Genomic DNA, 23,839 nt, shown 5'->3' on the forward strand with positions numbered 1-23,839 from the left:
CGGCGACCAACTGTTTGCCTTGCGGCAGGTTGTCGAGATCGGTGACCGGGCTCTTCTGTTTGCCGTCAAAGGCGTAGACCACGAAGGGCTTGAGGTTGTCTACCTTGCTGAGGGCCGGATCGGCCTTGGTGTCGAGGTTGGCGGCCAGCACCGGGAAGTTGACTCCCTCGATGAAGCGGGCCAGCTTCTGGTTGTCCAGATCGAACTCGTGGTTGCCCAGGGCCATGGCATCGAGGCCAAACTGGCTCAGCAACTCGGCATTGGCCATCCCTTCGTTGAGCTTGAAGTAGCCGCTGCCCTGCCAGGCGTCACCGCCGTGCAGCAGCAGCATGGCGTGGTTCTGGGCCAGCGCATCGGCCTGATAGGCTTTCGCCATGGTGAGCAGGCGCGGATAACCGCCAAAGCGGGTATAGAGGGTGTCCGTCTCCCCCTGCTGGGCAAAGATCTGCCCTTTGATCTCGGCATTGACCGGATCAAACTGGGAGTGGGTATCGTTCATGTGAGCCAGAGTCAGCACGAAGGGCTGGTTCTCTTTGGCAGGCTGACAGGCGAACAGGGCGGAGGTGAGGGTCGCGAGCAGGAGGGGACGCAAGCAATTCATGGGTAAATCCTTAAGCCTGCCGGGGGCAGGGTCGTACCAGATAGCAGAAAGTTGGAAAGAGATGGTCCAGAAAGACGAAAACCGCCTGATGGCGGTTTTCGTTATTGCTGAATCTATCAATGCTCAAACATGGCAGAGATGGACTCTTCGTTGCTGATGCGACGAATGGCTTCGGCCAGTACAGTTGACAGTGTCAGCTGCTTGACCTTGCCTACCGCTTTCATCTCCGCGGTGAGCGGGATGGAGTCGGTGATGATCAGTTCGTCGATCACGGAGTTCTTGATGTTCTCGACGGCAGAGCCGGAGAAGACCGGGTGAGTGGCGTAAGCGAATACACGCTTGGCGCCGCGCTCTTTCAGGGCTTCTGCGGCTTTGCACAGGGTGCCGCCGGTGTCGATCATGTCATCAACGATGATGCAGTCGCGGCCGGCAACGTCACCGATCAGGTGCATGACCTGAGAGACGTTCGGGCGGGGACGGCGCTTGTCGATGATGGCGATGTCGGTGTCATCCAGCAGCTTGGCGATAGCGCGGGCGCGCACTACGCCACCGATGTCCGGGGAGACAACGACAGGAGACTCGAGGTTCTTGGACTTCATATCTTCCAGCAGCACCGGGCTGCCGAAGACGTTGTCTACCGGAACGTCGAAGAAACCTTGAATTTGCTCGGCATGCAGGTCAACGGTCAGCACGCGATCCACACCCACGCTGGAGAGGAAGTCAGCGACAACCTTGGCGGTGATGGGTACACGGGCGGAGCGGACGCGGCGGTCCTGACGGGCATAACCAAAGTAGGGGATAACGGCAGTGATACGGCCAGCTGAAGCACGACGCAGAGCATCCACCATGACGATCAATTCCATCAAATTGTCGTTGGTCGGGGCACAGGTGGATTGAATGATGAAGATATCGCCACCACGTACATTCTCATTGATCTGTACGCTGATCTCGCCGTCGCTAAAGCGACCTACGGCAGCATTGCCGAGTTTGATAAACAGGCGATCTGCGATCTTCTGGGCTAGTTCCGGCGTTGCGTTACCAGCAAACAGCTTCATGTCAGGCACGGTTTGAAACCTCGGGGTTGCATCCAGTATGTGGGGGGAGTCTGAAATCAGACCCTATCGTTTTGGGGCAAACGATTCATCAAGATAACGTACAAGGCGTCTGCTGCCCAATGATTGTGATGATACCGGTAACCCGAATCCGTGGCCGAGAGCAAAACCGGCCACGTTAATCATCAGCACCAAGTGAGCTGTTGTTCGGAAAAATGGCTGGGGTACTAGGATTCGAACCTAGGGATGGCGAGATCAAAACCCGCTGCCTTACCGCTTGGCGATACCCCAATCATTTGAACTGTTGCAATGTGGAGAAGAGAGGTGATATGTTCTCGCCCTTGGCGACAAACCCATCCAGTCCCTTCGGCACTCTAGCCAACACTCCCCGAGCAGTCACTTCGTCTTCAAATTGAGCAAAGACGCAGGCTCCTGTGCCCGTCATTCTTGACGGCGCGTATTCTAGCAACCAGCCGAGCGCATTGGCAACCTCGGGGTGGCGCTTTTTCACCAGTGATTCGCAATCGTTTTTCCACTCACCTTCCAGCAGGTTGTGCAACGCCATCTTGGGGGTGGCTCTGGGTAGGTCCGGATCCTGGAACACCGCCGCCGTTGCCACATGGCAATCGGGCTTGAGCACCAGATACCAGGCATCTGGCAGTTCGACCGGTTGCAGCCGCTCACCCACCCCTTCGGCAAAGGCCGCCTTGCCACGGACAAACACCGGCACATCGGCCCCCAGCTGGACGCCAAGCGCTGCCAGTTCATCTTCACCGAGCCCCGCTTGCCAGAGGTGGTTAAGCGCCACCAGCGTGGTTGCCGCATCGGACGATCCGCCACCGATACCGCCCCCCATGGGCAACACTTTCTCCAGCCGGATATGGGCCCCCTGCGGGCTCGGTAGTGTTGCCTGCAGCAGGCGCGCCGCGCGGATAATCAGATTCTGCTCATCCGGTACGCCGGGAATGGCCGGGCTCAGGGTGAGTGTGTCGCTATCAGGAATCACCTCGAACTCGAGCCAGTCGCTGTGGTTGAGGAAGATAAACAGGGTCTGCAGCTCGTGGTAGCCATCGGGGCGACGGCCATTGACGTGTAAAAACAGGTTGAGTTTGGCCGGTGCCGGCCAGCGTGTAGAAGCCATTAACGTGCAAGAGTCCATTGGTTGATCTGAAGCTTGAGGCGGCTGTTCTGGCCGGTCATGGTCAGCTGGTGCGGCAGGCGGTAGCCATCCTGATCCCGATAATCGCCATAGACGATCTGCCACTGGCCGTCGCGCACGCTGGCCAGGCTGCTGTCGGGGTTGAGTTCAAACTCCGCCTGACCCGGCAGCCCCTTGATCCACTCCGGCAATCCGGCGACCGGAATATTCCAGCCGGTGAGTTGATAGATCAGCGCTTCGGCATCCTGGCTCTGGTGACGCTTGCCGTCGCTGTCGAGCAGGGTGATCTCACCCTTGCTGCGGGAGAGCTCCAGAATGCTGGTGCCGATCAGGCTGGTGAGGTTGAGGCGATAATCCTCGCCATCCTGCTGCCAGTTGAGGCGGGCGCTGCCCTTTTGCCGGGGGGTGATGATGGCCATCTTGCCGGAAAGCTGCCAGTGGGTCAGCTGCTCGAGACGGGTCCGCTCCTGGTTCCAGTTCACCTGGTCACGCTGGGGCTGGGTGGTGGCACAACCGGCCAGCAACAGCAGGCAGGTGAGGGTAAAAATACGTAGCAGCAAGAGACGGCTCCAGAGAGAGGAATTTGCCACAGTATACGGGGCGGCCGTATTGCTTTTAAAGACTTACCCTTTCTCGTACAATTGGCAGCCTTTGCACCCAGCGTATGAAATGATCGTCGTCCACTCATGAGTTTGCTTGCCCTCGGAATCAACCACAACACCGCCAGTGTCGCCTTGCGGGAGCGGGTCGCCTTTGGCCCGGACTGCATCGATCGCGCCTTGCGTGAGCTGGTGAGCCAACCCGGTGTCAGCGAGGCGGTGATCGTCTCCACCTGCAACCGGACCGAACTCTATTGCAATCTGGACGGGGAGCGGCAAGAGCAAGTGCTGCGCTGGCTGCAGCAGTTCCACGGGCTGGATGCGGCCGAGCTGGTCACCGCCATCTATCAGCACCACGACGAAGAAGCGGTGCGCCACCTGATGCGGGTGGCGTGCGGGCTGGATTCTCTGGTATTGGGCGAGCCGCAGATCCTGGGGCAGATCAAGCAATCCTATGCCCACGCCCAGCAGTCGGAATCCCTCAAGGGGGCGCTGGAGCGGCTGTTCCAGAAATCCTTCTCGGTGGCGAAAAGAGTGCGCACCGATACCGAGATTGGCGCCAGTGCGGTGTCGGTGGCCTTTGCCGCCGTCAGCCTGGGTCGGCGGATCTTCTCCGATCTCTCCCAGACCAAGGTGCTGCTGGTCGGGGCGGGGGAGACCATCGAACTGGTGGCCCGTCATCTGCGCGAGCAGAACGTCACCCAGATGATGGTGGCCAACCGCACCTTGCAGCGCGCTCAGACCCTGGCGACCGAATTCGGCGCCCAGGTGATGACGCTTGAAGAGATCCCCGACTATCTGCACGAGGCGGATATTGTCATCAGCTCGACCGCGAGCCCGCTGCCCATCATCGGCAAGGGGATGGTGGAGCGCGCCCTCAAGGCCCGCCGCTTCAAGCCCATGTTTCTGGTGGATATCGCGGTGCCGCGCGACATCGAAGCCGAAGTTGATGAGCTCTCCGATGCCTATCTCTACACGGTGGATGATCTGCAGGGGATCATCGAGCAGAACCTCGAAACCCGTAAACGGGCCGCTGCGCAGGCGGAAGTGATCGTGCAGGAAGAGCGCGACGAGTTCATGGGCTGGTATCGCGGCCAGAGCTCGGTCGATCTGATCCGCGACTATCGACATCAGTCCCAGCAGGTGGCAGACGAAGAGCTGCAGCGCGCCCTGCTGGCACTGGCACAGGGCGAGAGTGCCGAACAGGCGCTCAAGGCGATGGCCCATCGCCTCACCAACAAATTGATCCACGCGCCGACCCAGGCGTTGCGCCAGGCTGCCTCCCAAGGGGATCAGAGCGAGCTCTCCCGCTTGCGGCAGGCGCTGGGGTTGCCACAAGAGTAATTGTTCGGGGTTGCCATGCTGGCGGCCCCTTCCTCCATTGAGAATGCAAGAGTTATGAATCCGTCACTGATCAGAAAGCTGGAAGGCCTCATCGAGCGCCACGAAGAAGTACAGGCCATGCTCGGCGAGCCGGACGTGGTCTCGGATCAGGAGCGCTACCGTGCCCTGACCCGTGAATATGCCCAGCTGGAAGATATCGTTCACGCCTTCCAGCGTTACCGTCAGGCTCAGGATGATCTGGAGACCACCCAGATGATGCTGGAAGAGGATGACGCCGACCTGCGCGAGATGGCGCAGGAGGAGCTGCCGCTGGCCAAGGCCAATCTGGAGGCGCTGGAGCAGGAGCTGCAACTGATGTTGCTGCCCAAGGATCCCAAGGATGACAACAACTGCTATCTGGAGATCCGCGCCGGTGCCGGTGGCGATGAAGCGGCCATCTTTGCCGGTGACCTGTTCCGCATGTATTCACGGTTTGCCGAGCGTCAGGGCTGGCGCGTCTCCATCGTCAGCTGCAACGACGGTGAATATGGTGGCTACAAGGAGGTGATCGCCAAGATCGATGGCGAGCGTGTCTATGGCCGCCTCAAGTTTGAATCCGGTGGTCATCGGGTGCAGCGGGTGCCGGAGACCGAGTCTCAGGGCCGGGTGCACACCTCCGCCTGTACCGTCGCCGTGCTGCCGGAAGTGCCGGAAGCCGAGCAGATCGAGATCAACCCTTCCGACTTGAAGATCGATACCTTCCGCGCCTCCGGTGCCGGTGGTCAGCACGTCAACAAGACCGACTCGGCCATTCGCATCACCCACCTGCCGACCGGTCTGGTGGTGGAGTGTCAGGATGAGCGCTCCCAGCACAAGAACCGCGCCAAGGCGATGTCAGTGCTATCCGCCCGTCTGCAAGCGGCCGAGGATGAGCGCCACCGCGCAGCCGAACAGAGCACCCGCCGCAATCTGGTGGGCTCTGGCGACCGCTCCGAGCGTATCCGCACCTACAACTACCCGCAGGGTCGCCTCTCCGAGCACCGCATCAACCTCACCCTGTACCGTCTCTCCGAAATTTTGGAAGGGGATCTGGACTGCATCATCACCCCGCTGGTGCAGGAGTATCAGGCCGATCAGCTCGCCTCGCTGGCCGAGAACAGTTGATGCAACTGGTGATCCGGCAAGCTCGCATTAAGTGTTGTGCCCATAAGGTGGAGCGGCACTGATGCAGATCCAGCAGGCCCGTGCCCATATCATGACCGTGCTGGCTGGCGGGGAATCTCCCCGCGCCGACGCCGATGTGCTGCTCTGCCATCTGCTCGACTGCCGCCGCAGCTATCTGATGACCTGGCCCGAGCGCGAGCTGGATGCCACCCAGCAGGCCACCCTGCAGGGGTGGCTGACCCGTCGTCTTAATGGCGAACCCATCGCCCATCTGGTGGGAGAGCGGGAGTTCTGGTCGCTGCCGCTGAAAGTGAGCCCGGCTACCTTGATCCCGCGCCCCGATACCGAGGTGCTGGTCGAGCAGGCGCTGACCAAAATCCCGCAAGGACCGTGCGCCGTGCTGGATCTGGGCACCGGCACCGGCGCTATCGCGCTGGCGCTCAAGTCCGAGCGGCCCGAGGTCGATGTATGGGCGGTGGATCGGATGGCCGATGCCGCTGCGCTGGCCCGCGAAAACAGCGCCGCGCTGGGATTGCCCATCGAAGTGCGGGACGGCAGCTGGTTCGAGCCCCTTGGCGAGCCGGATCGCGACAAGACGCCTCGTTTTGCGGTGATTGTCTCCAATCCCCCCTATATTGATGGCGCCGATCCCCATCTCACGCAGGGTGACGTGCGTTTTGAACCCCGTTCAGCGCTGGTTGCCGATGACGCCGGGCTGGCAGATATCCGCCACATCGTGGCCCATGCCCCCGCTTATCTGCTGCCCGACGGCTGGCTGCTGCTGGAGCATGGTTGGGATCAGGGGGCTGCGGTGCGTCAGTTGTTGCGCGACAGAGGCTACCGCGAGGTCGCCACGGTGCGCGATTACGGGGATAACGACAGGGTGACGCTGGGCCTCTGCCCGCTGCGCTGATTGCCCCTCACTGTTACACGGCGGGTTGCCTGTGCGCCCCCATGCAAGGATTGAAAATGTATTTTGTGCTCAAGCACCTGCACCTCACCCTGATTGCCGGGGCCGTACTGTTGTTTATGCTCCGTTTTTACTGGATGCAGACCGGTACCGATCGGGCCTACAGTGCTCAGGTGCTGAAAGTCAGCGGCTGGCTTAATGGTCTGGTTGTGCTCTCCGGCGTGCTGCTCTGTGTGGTGCTGGATCTCAACCCGTTCAATAACGGAACGCCCTGGCTTAGCGAAAAGTTGACGGGGATCCTGATATTGGTCTTTCTGGCAGCGATGGCGTTGCGGTTGGCCAAGAGCAATTTGATCCGCTGGTGCTCTTTTGTGGGGGCAATTGGGTGGATCTACTTTGTTGCCAAGTTGGCACTGCTCAAACAGGCGAGTTTGTTCGGTTAAGGCATGAAGACGATGTTACACATAGACGAATGGACCGATTTCGAAGCCCACGACATCACCGAGCTGGCGTTGTCGATCAGCGACGAGATCTACGGCTCCGCCGAGCAGGGGATCCGCGAGCTGCAACTGCTGGATGAGTGGCTGGACGAGCAGATTGCCGAAGGCACCTGCGACGAGGTGCGCCAGCAACTGCTGCAAGGTTTCTACCACAGCTTGGGTTTCCACGGTGACTGGCAGGACTACTTCTCGGCCAACAACTGCGACCTCAATCAGGTGCTGGTACAGCGCAAGGGGATCCCGGTCAGTCTCGGCATCCTCATCATCCAGTTGGGGCGCAAGATTGGGCTCGATGTGGAGGGGATCTGCTTTCCCGGTCACTTCCTGGTGAGCTTTGCCGGTGGCGAGGGGGAGGTCTATGTCGATCCCTTTACCGGCGATGAGCTGAGCCTGGCCCGCATCGAGCTGCTGCTGCGCGGCGCGCTGGGGGACTTGGCGACCCTGACCCCCGACTACCTGCAGCCCTCCGGCCAGTGGGAGATCATCGAACGGCTGCTCAACGTCAGCAAGGGGGCCCTGCTGCGGGAAGACCGCATGCCCGAGGCGCTCCGTTGTAGCGAGCTGTTGCTGCGGATGAAACCCGGCGATCCGCTGGAGACGCGGGATCGCGGCTTTATCTACGAGCAGCTTGATTGCCCCCGCCAGGCCGCCGACGATTTTGAATATTTTATTGAACAATGCCCGGACGATCCGGTCGCCGATGTGCTGAAAGTGCAGCTGGCCGCGCTGGATCTTAGCCCCAAGCCCCTTCATTAAGGATGGCTTGGCACTGCAACAGACGCATATCAAGGCCGCTGCGCCCGGTTGCAACGGACTAACTTGGCTTCAGGCCCTTTCATTAAGGATCTCTTGGAGCTGAAACAGAAGAATATCAAGGCTGCTGCGCCCGGTCGCAACGGACTAACTTGGCTTCAGGCCCTTTCATTAAGGATCTTTTAGATGGAACAGAAGAATATCAAGATCAACCAGATCGACGTTGCCAATGACAAACCGTTCGTGCTGTTTGGCGGCATGAACGTGCTGGAATCCCGCGACATGGCGATGGCGGTGTGCGAGAAGTACGTGGAAGTGACCAGCAAGCTGGGCATCCCGTTTGTCTTCAAGGCGAGCTGGGACAAGGCCAACCGCTCCTCCATCCACTCCTACCGCGGTCCGGGTCTGGAAGAGGGGATGAAGATTTTCCAGGAGCTGAAAGCGACCTTCGGCATGCCGGTGATCTCCGATCTGCACGAGCCCCATCAGGCCAAGCCGGTCGCCGAAGTGGTTGACGTTATCCAGCTGCCTGCCTTCCTGGCGCGCCAGACCGATCTGGTTGAGGCGATGGCCCGCACCGGCAACGTCATCAACATCAAGAAGCCGCAGTTCCTCAGCCCAAGCCAGATGAAGAACATTACCGACAAGTTCGAGGAGTGCGGCAACGATCGCCTGATCCTCTGCGAGCGCGGTGCCAACTTCGGCTACGACAACCTGGTGGTGGACATGTTGGGTCTGGGCGTGATGAAGAAGAGCACCGGCGGCTATCCGGTGATCTTTGACGTGACCCACTCTCTGCAGTGCCGTGATCCGCTGGGAGCGGCCTCTGGCGGTCGTCGCGAGCAGGTGACCGAGCTGGCGCGCGCCGGTATGGCGGTCGGTCTGGCCGGTCTCTTTATCGAATCCCACCCGGATCCGAAAATTGCCCGCTGTGATGGCCCGAGCGCGCTGCCGCTGGAGAAGCTGGAAGGCTTCCTCAAGCAGATGAAGGCCATCGATGACCTGATCAAGGGTTTCGAACCCCTCGACACTTCGGTCTGATCCCGACTCTGTATTTCTTGATAAAAAATGCCCCGCAATGCGGGGCATTTTTTATATCTGCCACATTTTGTTGAAGACTCAAATTAATCTGCGAGCAATCAATTGCTGGTTGTCGTGGTGTTAATGTTGTTAATTTGGTTGTGTGATTGATGTCTCTTAATTGCATTTTATTGCATGTAAAGTAGTCGCCGTAGTAATGCAGAAACAGCATGGATCGGGCGAGATACGCAGATATCTCGTCCCGGCTATCTGCATGTTTATTGCTGTCATAACAATGTGCAATTAAATTAACAGGACGTTAATAATGCAAAAGAAACTATTTAGCAGCCTCTATTTTCAGGTATTGCTCGCGATTACCCTTGGGGTATTTCTGGGGCATGTCTATCCGGAACTGGGCGCCGATATGAAGCCCCTTGGTGATGGCTTCGTCAAATTGATCAAGATGATCATCGCCCCCGTTATTTTCTGTACCGTGGTCACCGGCATTGCCGGGATGGAGAGCATGAAGGCGGTCGGCAAGACCGGCGCCATTGCGCTGCTCTACTTCGAGGTGGTCAGCACCATCGCCCTGATCATCGGGCTGTGCGTGGTCAACCTGTTGCAGCCGGGTGCCGGGATGAACGTCGATCCCGCCGCGCTGGATGCCAGCGCCATCTCCGCCTATGCGGAACAGGCCAAGTCTCAGGGCATTATCGCCTTTTTGCTGGATATTATTCCGGGCAGTGTGATCGGTGCCTTTGCCAGCGGCAATATCTTGCAGGTATTGCTGTTTGCGGTGCTGTTCGGTTTCTCACTGCATCATATTGGCGAAAAGGGACAGGTTATTTTCGGCGTCATTGACAGCTTCTCCAAAGTCATATTCGGCATTATCAATATGATAATGAGGCTGGCACCGGTCGGTGCATTCGGGGCAATGGCATTTACCATCGGTAAATACGGGGTAGGTTCGCTGGTACAACTGGGCCAGTTGATCGCCTGCTTCTATCTCACCTGCCTCTTCTTTATCTTCATTGTGCTGGGCAGCATCGCCAAAGCGTCCGGCTTCAGCATCCTGCGTTTCATCTCCTACATTCGCGAGGAGCTGCTGATCGTGCTGGGGACTTCCTCTTCCGAGTCGGTACTGCCGCGGATGCTGGACAAGATGGAGAAGCTGGGTTGCCAGAAATCGGTGGTGGGGCTGGTCATTCCGACCGGGTACTCCTTTAACCTGGATGGCACCTCCATCTATCTGACCATGGCGGCGATTTTCATCGCGCAGGCCACCAATACCCCGCTGGATCTGTTTCAGCAGGTCACCCTGCTGGTGGTGCTGCTGATCTCCTCGAAAGGGGCGGCCGGGGTGACCGGTAGCGGTTTTATCGTGCTGGCGGCGACCATTTCGGCGGTGGGCCATCTGCCACTGGCCGGGTTGGCGTTGATCCTGGGGATCGACCGCTTCATGTCCGAGGCGCGGGCGCTGACCAACCTGATCGGTAATGGTGTTGCCACCGTGGTGGTCGCCAAATACTGCAAGCAGCTGGACGAGAAGAAGATGGATGCGGTGCTCGGCGGCAAGGCCGGGCAGCTGGAAGTGGACAGGGCGTAAGCGCTGTTTCCCCCGCACGGCTGCGTTGGCTGGTGCGGGGGCAATAAAAAAACGGCCGATTGGCCGTTTTTTTGTGCTGATACCGCGAGTATCAGCTGTTCACTGCAGGGCGCTGATTACAGGCTCTGGGTGAAAGTACGGGTAACCACGTCACGCTGCTGTTCCGGGGTCAGGGCGTTGAAACGCACTGCGTAGCCAGATACGCGGATGGTCAGCTGCGGGTACTTCTCCGGGTTTTCGATAGCGTCTTCCAGCGTTTCGCGACGCAGCACGTTGACGTTCAGGTGCTGGCCACCTTCAACAGCAGGCTCAGCCTGAACCGGCAGTTCGCGGTATTCGAACTGACCCAGGTCAGCCAGTTGCACTTCTTGATCGGCAGCGAAAGCATCGCCTTTGACGCAGATGCAGCGAGCTTGTTGCTTCTCTTCGTCCAGCAGCCAGAAAGAGTTCAGCAGAGCGGTGTTGGCGGCCTGGGTGATTTGAATGCCTTTGATCATGGTATGACTCCTCAATGGGAACGCGAATCCAACTGTAAGGAAATTACCCTGATGTATTTAAGCTACCGTCGATGGCGATGACTTAAAGGGCCCTTGCCTTACACCTTTTCTTTGATGGGGTCATATATACCACGGTGGTAATATTACCAAAATTGATCTAGATCAAGAAAATCTGATAAAACGCCATTTTAAGGGGATTAAATTATTGAGATGAATCAAAAATAGGTCATTTTTCTGATTTTGTAAGATATCAAAATTATGCATCTTTTATCTCGTTAATCTAGTAATTTAACTACATCTTTTTGGCTTTTTCTGATGTTAATTGAGGGGTTGGCTACACTCAGCAAAAAAAGCGAGGAGAGTGCCGGGTGAATAGTGGGTGGCGAAAGTGGGGATGGCTGGCCCTGTTCTGTTGCTGGGCAAGCAGTGCCGCGGTGCGGGCCGAGACGGTGCGTATTGCCGTGGGCGAGTGGCCGCCCTATATCAGTGAGTCGCTGCCCAATCAGGGCTTTCTCTGTGAGGTGGTGCGCGAAGCCTTTGCCGAAGAGGGGCTCGACGTCAGCTTTCACTTCTATTCCTGGGCCGAGGCTTACCAGCTGACCCTGGAGGGGCAATATGTGGTCACCATGCCCTGGTTTCGCTCCCGCGAGCGGGAACAGCTTTTCTATCTCTCCGCCTCGCTTGGCCATTTCACCACCCGCCTGATGACGTTGGCCGGTTCGCCATCGGTGAATCTGGGTCAGCTGAAGCACGAGCTGGTCGGGGTGACACGCGGCTACTTCTATGGCGATGGGTTTGCCGCCCGCCAAGCTGGCCTCACCCTCGCGTGGTCAGATTCCGATGAGGAGAGCATGGGCAAGCTGCTCGACGGGCGGATCCATTATCTGGTGATGGATGAGCAGGTGGCACAGACCCTATTTCAGCAGGCGCTCGCCCGTCATCCCCAATCGCTGGCCCTGACCAGCGCCGCCGACCCCATCTGGTCGCAGCCGGGATACCTGCTGATGCGCAAGGCAGATCCCGAAGCGCGCCGTCTGATGCTGCTGTTCAATACCGGCCTGCGCAAGCTGGAGCGCTCGGGGCGCCTCGCCAGGCTCTGGAAAGCGTGAGCCACGGTTGCGTCTTGCGGGCTGGCCCCCTATCCTGAGCCCTTCGCCGTATCAAGTGAGGAGGCCGGGGTGCTGACCTGGAGTGATGTGATTGGCTCTGAGAAAGAGCAGGACTATTTCAAGAGTACGCTGGCAACCGTCAGAGCCGAGCGGGAAGCGGGCAAGGTGATCTACCCGCCAGCCACCGATGTGTTCAATGCCTTCAAGCTGACCGAACTGGATCAGGTCAAGGTGGTGATCCTGGGGCAGGATCCCTACCACGGCCCCAATCAGGCGCACGGTCTCTGCTTCTCTGTTCTGCCCGGCGTACGGACGCCCCCCTCACTGGTCAACATCTATAAAGAGATGCAGCGGGACCTGCCAGGTTTCGTCACACCCAATCACGGCTTTCTCGAATCCTGGGCCAAACAGGGTGTCCTGCTGCTCAACACCGTGCTGACGGTGCAGGCCGGTCAGGCTCACTCTCACGCTCATCTGGGATGGGAGACCTTTACCGATCGGGTCATCGAGCAGATCAATGCCAGCTGTCAGGGGGTGGTCTTCCTGCTGTGGGGCGCTCACGCCCAGAAGAAGGGGCGTTTCATCGACCGCCAGCGCCACTATGTGCTGACCGCGCCGCACCCGAGCCCCCTCTCGGCCCACCGCGGTTTCATCGGTTGCGGTCACTTTACCGAGACCAATCGCTTGCTGGAACAACAGGGCAAGAGTCCGATAGAGTGGAAATCTGTCTGCAGCCCACTTGATTGAGTGCAAAGTTCGGGCGACAAATGACCGTATACTCAGGGACATAACATTAATTCAGAGCCAAGGAGTGCCCATGTTATCCAGTCTGCACAAGGACCATCTCAACATCGCCCGACTCTTGGAGCTGCTCAAGCACAAGCTGGCAGCCATTCGTGCCGAAGAGCCTATCAGCTATTTTCTGGTGCGCGATGTTATAGACTACCTGCGGGAGGTCTCCGACAAGTATCACCATCCCAAGGAAGACCTCATCTATGACTACTACCTGAAGTACCGGGTGGTGGAAGGGGAGGTCGCCAACCGCCTGCAGGAGGAGCACGTCAAGTTGCTGGAGGCGGGTGCCGATCTCAAGGAGATGGTGGAGATGATCCTGATGGATGCGGTGATCCCCCTCGATCAATTCACCGCCAAGCTGGAGCGTTTCGTGGAGCTGCAAGAGGCGCACATGAACTACGAAGAGGGGGTGATCTTCCCCCATCTGCGTGACTCCCTGACCGAGGATGACTGGCGTCATCTGGAGCAAAACTGGCAGAACCGCGCCATTGGCGACCCCCTGTTCGGGGCCGAGGTGAGTCAGCACTTCCAGGCGTTGGCCAAACGTCTCTCACTGCCACTTGTTACCAATTAGGCGGCAAAGGGCGTTTTTATCCGGCATCCCCTTTGTGCAGGTGCAAACTAAACCCGGCCTATGTGCCGGGTTGTTTATTGGTAGTCATTCACGCCAGAGGATTTTGTGGCGCCATTTGTCGGGGAGGGTGAGCCGCCAGCGGGCCAGCTCGCTCTTGCTGAAGATATATTCGCCCCGCAGAGCTGCGCGGGGAGAGAGGGTTTTGGGCTCGGTCCCTGCCAGTATGTTGTTGATGAGGGCCGCTGCCTGTAGCCCCTGATCGTGGCCATCCAGTACCAGTCCGCCGATAGCCCTTCCCTTGCCCACGGTAAATTCCCAGAAGCAGAAGATCGGCACCGGAGTGTGCTTGCTGGTCCACTCCAGCACCGTATTTTCACTCACATGCTTGCCCTGCTCGTCGACCAGGGTGTGGTAGAGGCCCAGAAAGATCGCTTCATAGCCATTCTTCTTGGCATTGAGCACCGCCTCTTGCCAGAGGCTGTAGTCGCCGATGAGCTGGCTATTGATCCGGGTCTGGCCGACCCGCAGCTCGGTCTGGCTTTTGAACTCGTCATCAATTGCGGTTAAGGCCAGGCTGCTTGAATCAAACAAGACCAGCACACTGTTTAGCCCCCCCATCATCTGGCTCATCTCGCTGATGTTGCGCTTGAGCAGCGGACGTTCCAGCACGCCGGTGATCTTGGGGTGACCGACAAAGCCCTTGAGGCGCGGGTTCTCATTCATGCCGAGAAAGACCACGGGTGTGCCGAGGGAGGCGATCTCGTTGGCCAGATAGTTGATGGCGTTGTCATCGCCCAGTACCACCAGATCCGGTTTGCTCTTCAGATAAAAGTCGATGGCCCGCTGGGCAATGGCATCGAACTCCTCTCGCGGCTGGCGTTTGGTATCCATATAGAAGTGAGAGATCTGGTGTTCCCCTTGCAAGCCATGGATCAAGCCCTCGTTGTAGCTTTTATCCCACAGGTATTCGGCGTGGTAACTGCTGATGACCAGAATATGGGCGGCGTAGAGTGGCAGGGAGAGGGTGGCGAGCAGTAGCAACAGCAGGGATTTGAGCATGAGGTGTCCCGTGTCGTTCAATAGTGTGTTCCAGCTCAGTATGTGCGGTTTTGACTGGCGCTGTCATCTCGAAATCAAGGCTGACAGGCGCGATTTTTTTCTGCGAGCCTGATCGGACGCCAGCCCGCACCATGCTTGGGAATGGCTCCATTTGAGGTTTTTTGTGGTTGGTCGGGAACTGTCCCGCTCGCTGAAAAACCTGTTCTGGATCAAGAAATGAGGCTGCGCTTTGGTGCCTAATAGACACCACATATAGGGATGCATTCGTTTTTAATACCTATATGTTGTGTTATTAAGCTGTGTATAAGCTGTTCCCTTCCTATCTTCAGCCCAGGCTTGTCAAGCCTCGGCTGAATTTATTTGCGTCCAGGATGAGATGCCGGGAGGGGAGCCCAACAAGGGTGAGCCAGAGGCAAATGCCTGGCCTTTTAACGGGGAAAATCGATGAAACCGGTTGTGATCAAACGTGACGGATGTCGCGCACCATTCAATGCCCAGCTAATTCGCGATGCGGTCAGCCGTGCGGCGGAAGCGGTCAATCAGGCCAGTCCGGCACTGGCGGCACGCATTGCCGATGCGGTCAGCCAGGAGCTGGAAGGGCGTGGTGAAGTTGATATCCACGAGATCCAGAACCGGGTCGAAAACCACCTGATGGCCTCCGATGACAAGGCCATCGCCCGTGCCTATATCGAATATCGCCACGATCGGGATCAGGCCCGCGAGGCGCGCGGCCGTCTGGCGCAGGAGATCCGCGGTCTGGTCGAGCAGACCAACGCCGCTCTGCTCAACGAGAATGCCAACAAAGATTCCAAGGTGATCCCGACCCAGCGCGACCTGCTGGCCGGTATCGTCGCCAAGCACTATGCCACCAGCCACATGCTGCCCCGTGATGTGGTTCTGGCCCACGAGAGCGGTGATCTGCACTTCCACGATCTCGACTACTCCCCCTTCTTCCCGATGTTCAACTGCATGTTGATCGACCTGAAGGGGATGCTGACCCACGGCTTCAAGATGGGCAATGCAGAGATCGATACCCCGAAATCGATCAGCACCGCCACTGCCGTGACTGCCCAGATCATCGCCCAGGTGGCGAGCCACATCTATGGCGGCACCACCATCAACCGCATCGATGAAGTGCTGGCCCCCTATGTGACCATCAGCTGGCAGAAACACCGTGAAGTGGCCCAGGAGTGGGGCATCGCCGATGTGGAAGCCTACGCCATGGCCCGCACCGAGAAAGAGTGTTACGACGCCTTCCAGTCGCTGGAGTACGAAGTCAACACCCTGCACACCGCCAACGGTCAGACGCCGTTCGTCACCTTCGGCTTTGGGCTGGGGGACAGCTGGGAGTCGCGGATGATCCAGCGCGCCATCCTCAGCAATCGCATCGCCGGCCTTGGCAAGAACAAGAAGACCGCCGTGTTCCCGAAACTGGTGTTCGCCATCAAGGATGGCCTCAACCACAAGCAGGGCGATCCCAACTACGACATCAAGCAGCTGGCGCTGGAGTGCGCCTCCAAGCGGATGTATCCGGACATCCTCAACTACGACCAAGTGGTGAAGGTGACAGGCTCCTTCAAGACCCCCATGGGTTGCCGCTCCTTCCTCGGAGCCTACGAGGAGAATGGCGAACTGATCCACGAAGGCCGTAACAATATTGGTGTTGTGAGCCTCAACTTGCCGCGTATCGCGTTGAAATCCCGTGATGAAGCGGACTTCTGGGATCGTCTGGATGCCGCCCTGCGGGTGGCCAAGAAGGCGCTGATGTATCGCATCGAGCGGCTCGACGGGGTCAAGGCCCGGGTTGCGCCGATCCTCTATATGGAAGGGGCCTGCGGCGTGCGTCTGAAGGCAGACGACAACGTCAGCGAGATCTTCAAGCACGGCCGCGCCTCGATTTCACTCGGTTATATCGGGGTTCACGAGACCATCAATGCCCTGTTTGGCGGCGACACCCATCTGTTCGATAGCGAGATGCTGCGCCAAAAGGCGATCGCCATCATCGAGCGTCTCAAGGCGGCGACCGATGCGTGGAAGGACGAGACCGGCTACGGTTTCAGCCTCTACTCCACCCCGAGCGAGAACCTCTGCACCCGTTTCTGCCGCATCGATGCCAAAGAGTTTGGCGTGGTATCCGGCGTGACCGACAAGGGTTACTACACCAACAGCTTCCACCTCGACGTGGAGAAGCAGGTCAACCCGTACGACAAGCTGGACTTCGAGGCGCCCTATCCGCCCATCGCCAGCGGCGGTTTCATCTGCTACGGCGAGTACCCCAACATCCAGCACAACCTGGAAGCGCTCGAAAACGTCTGGGATTACAGCTATGACAAGGTGCCCTACTACGGTACCAACACCCCCATCGACGAGTGCTATGACTGCGGTTTTACCGGCGAGTTCGAGTGCACTTCCAAGGGCTTTACCTGCCCGCGCTGCGGCAACCACGATCCCGCCAAGGTGTCGGTGACCCGCCGTGTCTGTGGCTACCTCGGCAGCCCGGATGCACGCCCCTTCAACGCGGGCAAGCAGGAAGAAGTGAAGCGCCGCGTCAAACATATGTGAGCGCACAAGCGATGAAGAGCTGGCCCCTGACTCAAGGGGCCATTTTCATTGGAGGGCGGCAGCCATGCCGCAGTCCCGTGAACGAGGCAGGAAACAAGCGATGCACTACCACCAATACTACCCGGTCGATGTGATCAATGGCCCCGGCACCCGTGCCACCCTGTTTGTCTCCGGTTGCGAGCATCAGTGCCCGGGTTGCTACAACCAGAGCACCTGGCGGCTCGATGGCGGCCAGCAGTTCGATCAGGGGATGAGCGATCGCGTCATTGCGGATCTCAACGACAGCCGCATCAAACGGCGAGGTCTGTCGCTCTCCGGCGGCGATCCGCTCCACCCGGCCAACGTGCCCTATGTGCTGGCGCTGGTGAAACGGGTGCGCGCCGAGTGCCCGGGCAAGGATATCTGGTGCTGGACCGGTTATCGGCTCGGTGAGCTCTCCGCTGCCCAGCGTGAGCTGGTTGCCTTGCTGGATGTGCTGGTGGATGGCAAGTTTGAAAAGGCGTTGGCAGACCCGGGCCTGCTTTGGCGTGGCAGCAGCAATCAGCAGATCCACGACCTCAACGCCTGGCGTGAGACGGGTGAGCGAATACCCTGTCTGGTTTGCAGTTGAAGGGCGGGATGTTTATGGTAAGCCCATCCCTGTTTCGACAACATCATTGACGAGGAGCGCCGAGATGAACAATCTGCTCAAGATCCTGCTGGCTATTTTCCTGCCCCCTGTGTGTGCTTTTATTCAGGTGGGTTTTAGCCTGCACTTTTTAATCAACATTGTGCTGACCCTGCTGGGCGGTCTGCCGGGCATGGTGCATGCGCTCTGGCTGGTGGTGAGCAACAAGCGTGGCTGACGCCACCGTCTGACTCATGAACTCATTGACGATAAAAGGGCCAACCTCTCGGGGTTGGCCCTTTTGTTCATGTTCATACGAATACTTTTTCGTTAGGATGGGTGACTGACCAAGGGGGCGCGTTGAGCGGCCCGCAGTCCGGCAACAAGAACCGGCAGAGAACAAGGAGCGTTACATGAAGTGGAAAGTCGCAGTATGGTCAGGTCTGGCATTGACGTTGTTGCTGGGGTGCTCATCCCGTCAGGAAGTGGCGCGCGAACGCGCTCCGATCGCTATCCCCCTCGAGCAGTTGTCCAGCTACTGGGTTCAGGATAATCACTGGTCATGGCTTGGCAATGACGAGCCCGCCCTGCCGGCCAAACCGGTCAAGGGGTATGTGGAGGTGCGTTACCAGATCGACTCCAATGGCACGCCGGTCAAACCGGAAGTGGTGGCCGCAGAGCCCCCCGGTGAGCTGGAGCAGAGTGCGCTGGCGACCCTCTCCCGGATGCGTTACAGCCCGGCGGAGGGAAACCCGGATGCCATTCCGGTCGAGGTGACCAACCGCTTCGACATCGAGATCAACTGATCCCCCGCCACGCTGATGCCAGATAAAGAGAGACCCCGGCCAGGCCGGGGTCATGTTTATTGCTGTTTGCAGTCACGATAGACGGTCTGCCACTCACCATTTTTGTCACGCAGCTCGACAAACCCTTCATTCCCCTTGTTCCACCAGACGGCTTCGTGCTCGTCGGTATAGCGGGCACCGGAAGCCGAGATGGCCTGGGGCAGGGTGTAATCCTTGCCGTCCGGCAGCGACAGCTTGATAAAGCTGAGGCTCTCGTCGGAGAGGGAGAAGTAGCGCACTTGCACCTTCTTGCCCTGCTCGCACTGGTAACCGACCGGTTCGCCACCGGTGACGGAGAGAGTATTGCCCTGATTGCAGCCAGCGAGTCCCCCCATCGCCAGCATGCTGATGGTCAGCATATGAGTTTTTTTCATGATTGCAGTCCAATTTATGTCATCCAAGCATGAGACTAACAGCTTGATGATGATCTGCAATGGCTGGTCTGGCGTCTGCGTCGGTAGTTGTCCGGCCCTTTATGCCAGCGCTGGCACGGCTCGGACGCTATTTGCCACCGGTTGTGCCAGTACCCCTTCCAGAATGTCGAGGATCTGGCTGTCGATGGTCTCATCGAACTTGCGGGCAAACAGATGATCGCTTTGCAGCAGGGCCGTGGCATCTTCCGCCAGATAGTCCCGCGGCCTCAGCTTGATGTCTCCCATGGGGATCCAGTCGATGGCCCGCTTGTCGTCGTTGACGATCCGCCCCTGATAGCTGGTGTTCATGATCACCGTCTGGAAGAACCCCTCATCAGCGATCAGGGTGTTTTGGTAGAAGTTTTTGAAGCGATCCACCTCGGGGCTGTGGCTGACAAATTCACAGAAGGCGCGGCTCAGGATCATCCACTGGTTGCCAATGTAGGGGGTGACACCCTCCAGATAGGGGCGGGTGGCGACCTGTTCACAGATCAGCTCCCGCTCCGTCTCGGTCACATAGTGATCGATGCGGTGCAGCGTATCGGGCCGCAGCGTGCGCTGGTCGAGGACTTTGAGGAAATCTTTGCCGCGCTGGCCGCGCAAGAAGCGGTGGATCTGCCCCTGGGTGCGCAGCGGGAAGTCCTGGGCGCTCAGATTGATGAAAAATTCCCATTCAATCCCCTGTTTCAGCAGTGCCGCTATGCCGCGCAATTCGGCATCCACCAGACTGTAACCTCCCCACAGCGCATTCTTGCTCGCGAGCAGCGAGGCATTGGGATAGTCGCTGAGGAATAGGGCGATCTCCTGCTGCAACTCAGGGCCCGAGCTTTTGTCGACGTGGATCAGGTAGTGATTACTGTCGTGGTAGATCGCCTTGAACAGGCGCTTGAACTGGTCGGGATAGCGATGAACCAGAATGAGGTAGGCAATCATGGCGGTGTGTCCTGTGTTGGCGGCAGGGCAGCGCCAAACAGCAGGCCGCTTCAGGCGGATAGCGTGAAGCAGGTTCCCGTCGGGCTGACCGCTGTCGCAATAAAAGAGAGTGAAACGTATATGGCAACAGTGAGAACAGGCTGCGACAGGGGGAGATGCGCCTTATGGCATCGGGTCAATACAGCCGGTCTGGCAACGTCAGGTTGAGGATGAGAGAGGGGCAAGGGTTGCCCAGGCGGGGGGCTCTTTTGCATGACAAGCCTGTCATCAGGTGCAGAGCGCAAGCGGCCGGTAAGTGAGGGGCCACAGTAGCATGGTTCGGGCCAAGCGGGTCATATATCGCCGTGGCGGGATGAAAACTGTTCAATGGAGTCCGAGTTTGCTCTTGAAATCCCGTACCAGCACCTCGTAAGTGCCCTTGTGTTTGATCTTTTGCAGCCCCTCCTCGAAGCGTCTGGCCATCTCCTCTCCCCCGGGGTAGGTGCGGGAGAAGGCCAGCCGCAATCCGACGGTAGATATATAGCCGACTTTTATCACTTTCCCTTCCAGCGCAAGTTGCTTAATTTTGAGTTGGCCGGAAATATCAGACATCAATACATAATCGATGCGACCTCGTACCATCATCTCAATTAATTGCGTTTCTGATTTAGCTTTAATGCGTCTTATTTTAGGGTTTTGCATCAATTCACTGGAATAGTCATAACCGATGACAATGCCGACCCTCATGCCCTCCAGTGAGCTGAAGGTGAGATTTCGCCTGGGTTCGTTGGCAAGGGCAAAAATGGCAAAATCTTCTTCAAACAGCGGTGTATTGTGCCAGTAGTAGCTGTCGCGATTATCTTCGGTGATAGCGGCGTTGAAGCAGGCTGTCATCTGGCCCTGCTTGGTGTCCTGCATGCAGCGGGCAAAGGGGAGGGTACGAAAGACGATCGCTATCCCCTCTTCTGCAAAGACGGCCTTAACCAACTCGGGCGTCAGCCCTTGTGGTTGCCCATTATCGCTACCCTTATATGTGTAGGGATACCAGTCATCCTCTGCACCTATTACCAAGGGGGCTGCACCAAGCGTATTTGTCGCTAGCATGAGCGCCAAACACAGCCACCTCATCCACGATGCGATCATGATGAATATACCTCGCCATTTAATTCTACAAGCATAGCCACAGAGGCTGGTTGGCCTGCAACGGCGGTCAGATCGGCGGTGCCAAGAGGGTGTGCAGTCCAAAGCAACAGCCCCGATCCGGGACAGTTCGGGGCTGTTGCTTACGTACAAGACACAGTACGCGCGGGGCTCAGTGAGTGCTTATCCGGCGGGATAGAGGGCCCCCAGCACCGCCGGACGGCTGGCACCGGTCACGGCGGGCAGATTGCCCGGTTTGCGGTGGACAAAGCACATCGCCAGCCAGGCAAAGGCCGCCCCCTCCATCCAGTCGGGGGCAATCCCCAGCTCGGCGGTGTTGGCGATGCGCCAGTGGGGCAGCAGGCTGGCCAGCTCCGCCAGCAGCGGCGCATTGTAGGCGCCGCCGCCGCAGACAAACAGCTCAGCCTTGGGCAGGCTTGCGCCAATCGCCTCGGGCTGAGCGGGCAGCTGGTGGGCGATGCTGTGGCAGGTGAGCGCTTGCAGGGTACGCTGCACATCCACGGGGGCGTAGGCACTGCCTGCCAACTCGCCATCAAGCCAGGCGAGGGTGAACATCTCCCGTCCGGTGCTCTTGGGGGCGGGAGCGGCGAAGTAGGGGTGAGCCAGCAGTTTTTCCAGCAGAGCCGGGATCAGCTGACCGCTGGCGGCCCACTTGCCACCGGCGTCGTAGTTGCCGCCGTGCGGCTGATGACGGCGATACCAGCCATCGAGCAGGGTGTTGGCCGGGCCGGTATCGAAGCCATAGACCCCGTTGGCATGGCCCGGCAGCACCGATATATTGGCGATGCCGCCGAGGTTCAATACCACCCGCAGGGCTCCGGGGCGGGCAAAGAAGGCCTGATGGAAGGCGGGCACCAGCGGCGCTCCCTGACCGCCGAGGGCCATGTCCATGGTGCGAAAGTCGGCGATGACGTCGATGCCGGTCAGCGCAGCCAGTAGAGCGGCATTGCCGATCTGCAGGGTAAAGCCAAGCTGCGGGCGGTGGCGGATGGTCTGACCGTGGCTGCCAATGGCGCGAATATCCCTGGGGGTCAGCCCCGTTTTGGCCAGCAGGGCGTGGGTGGCGGCAGCAAACTCGCGAGCCACCAGATTGTCGGCCACCCCCATGCGGTCGATTTCGTTGTCGCCCGGGGTGCAGAGTTCATGCAGCTCGTGAGCGGTTGGCCAAGGGTGGCTGAGTGCCGCTTCGACCCGCAGTTGATCCCCGTCGATCACCACCAGTACGGCGTCGATACCGTCCATGCTGGTGCCTGACATCAATCCGATATAGCGCTCAGCCATGAGCTCTCCTCAAAATGGTTGCCAATAGTGGTGCTGGATAAAGAGAGATCGTCATCTTGCCCGCCTAGTTGCCGCGGCTATCCCGTTTGTTCTGGGCCAGCTGTAGTTCGGGGCTGTCGAGTTTGGCCAGTTGCGGCATCGCCAGCTTTTTGAAGTTGGCCAGCTCGCGTCCGCTCAGGGTTTCTGCCTGCGGCAGGGTGAGGGTGCGCGGGTTTTTGTGCACACCACCCACCACAAATTCATAGTGCAGGTGCGGGCCGGTGACCCGGCCGGTACCACCCAGATTGCCGATGGTCTGCCCCTGCTTCACCCGTTGCCCCTTGTTGACGGTGCGCTTGGAGAGGTGCAGGTACTTGGTCACATAGTTGCCGGCGTGTTTGATAAAGACGTAGTTGCCGTTGAACTGGTTGTAACCGGCGGCCACCACGCTGCCGGAGCCTGCCGCCATGATGGGGGTGCCCACCGGAGCGACATAGTCGATACCGTTGTGGGGGCGGATCTTGCCGGTGACCGGATGGAGGCGGCGCGGGTTGAAGTTGGAGCTGATGTATTTGAAGTTGACCGGGGCGCGCAGGAAGCTCTTGCGCATCGCTTTGCCTTCCGGGGTGTAGTAGTTGCCATCTTCATTGAGCACGGCGCGATAGGTTTCGCCCTGATTGATAAACTCGGCGGCCAGAATATCGCCGGAGGCGACCCGCTCGTCGTCGCGGAACTTGTCTTCATAGACCACCCGGAAGCTGTCCCCCGGCTGCAAATCCTGGGCAAAGTCGATGTCCCAGCCGAAGATGGTGGCGAGATCCATGATCTGATCTTCCGTCATGCCTGCATCGACCGCAGAGCCCCAGAAGCTGGAGCGGATCTCCCCCTTGGTTACCTGCTCGCGGGTGTCGAGGGCGATCTTGACGTTGCGGGCAACGAAACTGTCATCCTTGCGGTTCACCTTGAGCGCCTGCTCCAGACTGTGGGGGTAGTAGAGGCTTTGCAACTGGCCATCTTCGGTGAGCTTGAAGGTGAGCTCCTGCCCCGGCTGTAGCATGCGCAGGGGAGTGCTGCCGTCGAGTTGATCGATCAGGTGCAGATCCGTGGTGCTCAGGCCAATACGCTGGAAGATCACCCCCATGTTGTCGCCACGGCGTACCTTCACCTGCTTGGTGATGTAGCGCGGCTTGGGCGGGGTGACCGGCTGTGCGGCCTCGGCGGCCAGCTCGTTGTCGTTAGCCGATTCCCGCAGGGCAATCTCGTTGCCGTTTTCATCGACCCGTGTCGCGACCGCCTGTTCGCTTGGCCAGACAGCCAGCATCATGGTGATGATGCTCAAAATCAGCACCATCTTGCGG

24 protein-coding genes, 1 tRNA gene and 1 pseudogene are annotated in these 23,839 nt (G+C 58.8%); 14 read left to right on the plus strand and 12 right to left on the minus strand.

Annotated features, from left to right (window positions below; all coding sequences use genetic code 11):
• From LD28_RS0106505 to lolB, 5 genes and pseudogenes are all read right to left on the minus strand, one after another.
• On the minus strand, positions 1-601 hold a 601-nt coding region (locus LD28_RS0106505; protein WP_033136183.1), incomplete at its 3' end, for a metallophosphoesterase.
• A 116-nt stretch (positions 602-717) separates the two neighbouring features.
• The gene (locus LD28_RS0106510; RefSeq protein WP_005343846.1) at positions 718-1,665 is read right to left on the minus strand and encodes a ribose-phosphate pyrophosphokinase; all 948 of its coding nucleotides are present in this window, start codon (positions 1,663-1,665) and stop codon (positions 718-720) included.
• A 204-nt stretch (positions 1,666-1,869) separates the two neighbouring features.
• A tRNA-Gln gene (locus LD28_RS0106515) sits at positions 1,870-1,944 on the minus strand.
• Positions 1,924-2,794, minus strand: a pseudogene (gene ispE, locus LD28_RS0106520) (4-(cytidine 5'-diphospho)-2-C-methyl-D-erythritol kinase). Before ispE ends, LD28_RS0106515 begins: the two are co-directional and overlap by 21 nt.
• Positions 2,794-3,372: a lipoprotein insertase outer membrane protein LolB gene (gene lolB, locus LD28_RS0106525; RefSeq protein WP_033136185.1), complete on the minus strand. Its 579-nt coding sequence runs from the start codon at positions 3,370-3,372 to the stop codon at positions 2,794-2,796. The pseudogene ispE and the gene lolB overlap by 1 nt, the downstream one beginning before the upstream one ends.
• A 126-nt stretch (positions 3,373-3,498) precedes the next feature.
• Between lolB and hemA the strand changes: the two genes are divergently transcribed.
• The 7 genes from hemA (at position 3,499) to LD28_RS0106560 (ending at position 10,687) form a co-directional block, all read left to right on the plus strand.
• On the plus strand, positions 3,499-4,755 hold the full coding sequence (gene hemA / locus LD28_RS0106530; protein ID WP_033136186.1) for a glutamyl-tRNA reductase: 1,257 nt from the start codon (positions 3,499-3,501) through the stop codon (positions 4,753-4,755).
• Between the two features lie 54 nt (positions 4,756-4,809).
• On the plus strand, positions 4,810-5,898 hold the full coding sequence (gene prfA, locus LD28_RS0106535; RefSeq protein ID WP_033136187.1) for a peptide chain release factor 1: 1,089 nt from the start codon (positions 4,810-4,812) through the stop codon (positions 5,896-5,898).
• A gap of 61 nt (positions 5,899-5,959) precedes the next feature.
• Entirely contained in the window at positions 5,960-6,811 is an 852-nt protein-coding gene (gene prmC / locus LD28_RS0106540) for a peptide chain release factor N(5)-glutamine methyltransferase (RefSeq protein ID WP_033136188.1), read from the plus strand.
• A gap of 56 nt (positions 6,812-6,867) precedes the next feature.
• A complete protein-coding gene (locus LD28_RS0106545) occupies positions 6,868-7,251 on the plus strand; it encodes a SirB2 family protein (RefSeq protein ID WP_033136189.1) in 384 nt (127 codons plus the stop codon).
• A 12-nt stretch (positions 7,252-7,263) separates the two neighbouring features.
• Positions 7,264-8,064 carry a SirB1 family protein gene (locus LD28_RS0106550; RefSeq protein WP_033136190.1) on the plus strand — a complete coding sequence of 267 codons (801 nt, stop codon included), beginning with the start codon at positions 7,264-7,266 and terminating at the stop codon, positions 8,062-8,064.
• Between the two features lie 183 nt (positions 8,065-8,247).
• Positions 8,248-9,102 (plus strand): 3-deoxy-8-phosphooctulonate synthase, encoded by an 855-nt coding sequence (gene kdsA / locus LD28_RS0106555; protein ID WP_033136191.1) that lies wholly within the window; start codon positions 8,248-8,250, stop codon positions 9,100-9,102.
• Between the two features lie 304 nt (positions 9,103-9,406).
• A complete protein-coding gene (locus tag LD28_RS0106560; RefSeq protein WP_033136192.1) occupies positions 9,407-10,687 on the plus strand; it encodes a dicarboxylate/amino acid:cation symporter in 1,281 nt (426 codons plus the stop codon).
• Between the two features lie 116 nt (positions 10,688-10,803).
• On the opposite strand, the gene grcA is transcribed toward LD28_RS0106560, so the two are convergent.
• A complete protein-coding gene (grcA, locus tag LD28_RS0106565) occupies positions 10,804-11,184 on the minus strand; it encodes an autonomous glycyl radical cofactor GrcA (protein WP_005334936.1) in 381 nt (126 codons plus the stop codon).
• 368 nt (positions 11,185-11,552) lie between these two features.
• Between grcA and LD28_RS0106570 the strand changes: the two genes are divergently transcribed.
• The 3 genes from LD28_RS0106570 to LD28_RS0106580 all read left to right on the plus strand — a co-directional run bounded on the left by LD28_RS0106570 (position 11,553) and on the right by LD28_RS0106580 (position 13,662).
• Complete coding sequence (locus LD28_RS0106570; RefSeq protein ID WP_033136193.1) at positions 11,553-12,293, plus strand: substrate-binding periplasmic protein; 741 nt, start codon at positions 11,553-11,555, stop codon at positions 12,291-12,293.
• A 69-nt stretch (positions 12,294-12,362) separates the two neighbouring features.
• Positions 12,363-13,040: a uracil-DNA glycosylase gene (gene ung, locus LD28_RS0106575; RefSeq protein WP_033136194.1), complete on the plus strand. Its 678-nt coding sequence runs from the start codon at positions 12,363-12,365 to the stop codon at positions 13,038-13,040.
• 70 nt (positions 13,041-13,110) lie between these two features.
• Positions 13,111-13,662: a hemerythrin domain-containing protein gene (locus LD28_RS0106580; protein ID WP_033136195.1), complete on the plus strand. Its 552-nt coding sequence runs from the start codon at positions 13,111-13,113 to the stop codon at positions 13,660-13,662.
• Positions 13,663-13,746: 84 nt separating this feature from the next.
• Here LD28_RS0106580 and LD28_RS0106585 read toward each other — a convergent pair whose 3' ends face one another.
• Positions 13,747-14,721, minus strand: a complete 975-nt coding sequence (locus LD28_RS0106585) for an ABC transporter substrate-binding protein (RefSeq protein ID WP_033136196.1) — start codon at positions 14,719-14,721, stop codon at positions 13,747-13,749.
• A 444-nt stretch (positions 14,722-15,165) separates the two neighbouring features.
• On the opposite strand from LD28_RS0106585, the gene nrdD reads away from it, so the two are divergent.
• From nrdD to LD28_RS0106605, 4 genes are all read left to right on the plus strand, one after another.
• The gene (nrdD, locus tag LD28_RS0106590) at positions 15,166-17,283 is read left to right on the plus strand and encodes an anaerobic ribonucleoside-triphosphate reductase (RefSeq protein ID WP_033136197.1); all 2,118 of its coding nucleotides are present in this window, start codon (positions 15,166-15,168) and stop codon (positions 17,281-17,283) included.
• Between the two features lie 100 nt (positions 17,284-17,383).
• Positions 17,384-17,893 carry an anaerobic ribonucleoside-triphosphate reductase-activating protein gene (gene nrdG, locus LD28_RS0106595; RefSeq protein WP_033136198.1) on the plus strand — a complete coding sequence of 170 codons (510 nt, stop codon included), beginning with the start codon at positions 17,384-17,386 and terminating at the stop codon, positions 17,891-17,893.
• A gap of 64 nt (positions 17,894-17,957) precedes the next feature.
• Positions 17,958-18,128: a YqaE/Pmp3 family membrane protein gene (locus LD28_RS22150; RefSeq protein WP_033136199.1), complete on the plus strand. Its 171-nt coding sequence runs from the start codon at positions 17,958-17,960 to the stop codon at positions 18,126-18,128.
• Between the two features lie 175 nt (positions 18,129-18,303).
• Complete coding sequence (locus tag LD28_RS0106605) at positions 18,304-18,696, plus strand: energy transducer TonB (RefSeq protein ID WP_033136200.1); 393 nt, start codon at positions 18,304-18,306, stop codon at positions 18,694-18,696.
• Between the two features lie 56 nt (positions 18,697-18,752).
• On the opposite strand, the gene LD28_RS0106610 is transcribed toward LD28_RS0106605, so the two are convergent.
• The 5 genes from LD28_RS0106610 to LD28_RS0106630 form a co-directional block, all read right to left on the minus strand.
• The gene (locus LD28_RS0106610) at positions 18,753-19,109 is read right to left on the minus strand and encodes an MliC family protein (protein ID WP_033136201.1); all 357 of its coding nucleotides are present in this window, start codon (positions 19,107-19,109) and stop codon (positions 18,753-18,755) included.
• A gap of 99 nt (positions 19,110-19,208) precedes the next feature.
• A complete protein-coding gene (locus LD28_RS0106615; RefSeq protein WP_033136202.1) occupies positions 19,209-20,081 on the minus strand; it encodes a beta-1,6-N-acetylglucosaminyltransferase in 873 nt (290 codons plus the stop codon).
• A 363-nt stretch (positions 20,082-20,444) separates the two neighbouring features.
• Positions 20,445-21,203: a substrate-binding periplasmic protein gene (locus LD28_RS0106620; RefSeq protein ID WP_033136203.1), complete on the minus strand. Its 759-nt coding sequence runs from the start codon at positions 21,201-21,203 to the stop codon at positions 20,445-20,447.
• Between the two features lie 180 nt (positions 21,204-21,383).
• A complete protein-coding gene (locus LD28_RS0106625) occupies positions 21,384-22,502 on the minus strand; it encodes an anhydro-N-acetylmuramic acid kinase (protein WP_033136204.1) in 1,119 nt (372 codons plus the stop codon).
• Positions 22,503-22,566: 64 nt separating this feature from the next.
• On the minus strand, positions 22,567-23,839 hold a 1,273-nt coding region (locus tag LD28_RS0106630; protein ID WP_033136205.1), incomplete at its 5' end, for a peptidoglycan DD-metalloendopeptidase family protein.

The organism is Aeromonas finlandensis, from assembly GCF_000764645.1.
GTDB classification, from domain to species: domain Bacteria; phylum Pseudomonadota; class Gammaproteobacteria; order Enterobacterales; family Aeromonadaceae; genus Aeromonas; species Aeromonas finlandensis.